Below are 1,035 nucleotides of genomic sequence, written 5' to 3' on the forward strand. Positions count from 1 at the left end.
GTCATCGGCCTGGTCAACGAGGTCTCCGACCCCCGCGACGTGGTGGTCTGCGCCGCCGGGTCCATGCCCGGGGACCTGCACAAGATGTGGCGGGTCCGCGACCGCAATGGCTACCACGTCGAGTACGGCTACTCGTGCATGGGCTACGAGATCCCCGGCGGCATCGGCATCCGGATGGCCAGCCCCGACCGGGAGGTGTTCGTCATGCTCGGCGACGGGGGCTACCTGATGATGCCGACCGAGCTGGTCACCGCCGTCCAGGAGGGCGTGAAGATCATCGTCGTCCTGGTGCAGAACCACGGCTTCGCCTCCATCGGCGCGCTCTCCGAGCAGCTGGGCTCCCAGCGTTTCGGCACCCGGTACCGCTACCGCGCCCCCAGCGGCCGGCTCGACGGGGACGTGCTCCCGGTCGATCTGGCCGCGAACGCGGCGAGCCTGGGTGTGAACGTGCTGGTCGCCAAGGACGGGCCCAGCCTCGCCGACGCCCTGCGCGCGGCGAAGGCCGCCGACCGGACCACCGTCGTGCACGTCGAGACCGACCCGCTGATCGACGCCCCGTCCAGCGAGTCCTGGTGGGACGTGCCGGTCAGCGAGGTCTCGACCCTCGACAGCACCCGCAGCGCCCGCACCGTCTACGAGCAGTGGAAGGCCGTCCAGCGGCCAGCCTATCTCGCGCCGTCCGAGCATGGCCCCCAGCCCTCGAGGGTCAGGCCGACGTCTCCCGGCGAGGGCGAAGGGTGATCCGGCAGGCAGCCAGCCTCGGCGTCGACGTCCTGGTCGCCCGAGCGGTCCCAGCTCCGAGGTGGCGCTGCGCCAAGCGGGAGGCCAGCGACCGGATGACCGTCGTGTCCGTCCGCGCGGTTCCGCCCCGACCAACCCATCAAGACGAAGGAGGTGCTCATGAGCGCGGACAGCCAGGTGGCGTCGGCCGAGCAGCAGAACACGGGCCGGGCCCGGATCCGGGTCGGGTCCGCACCCGACTCGTGGGGGGTCTGGTTCCCCGACGACCCGCAGCAGGTGCCGTGGCAGCGGTTC

Annotated in this window: 1 protein-coding gene; it reads left to right on the top strand. The window is 71.8% G+C overall.

What is annotated here, in order from left to right; genetic code table 11:
• Nucleotides 1-741: thiamine pyrophosphate-dependent enzyme (locus tag HL189_RS22440; protein ID WP_369135953.1), on the top strand; the 741-nt coding region annotated here is incomplete at its 5' end.
• Between the last annotated feature and the right edge of the window lie 294 nt (nt 742-1,035).

This window comes from Modestobacter sp. I12A-02662 (genome assembly GCF_041028325.1).
Taxonomy (GTDB): Bacteria; Actinomycetota; Actinomycetes; order Mycobacteriales; family Geodermatophilaceae; genus Modestobacter.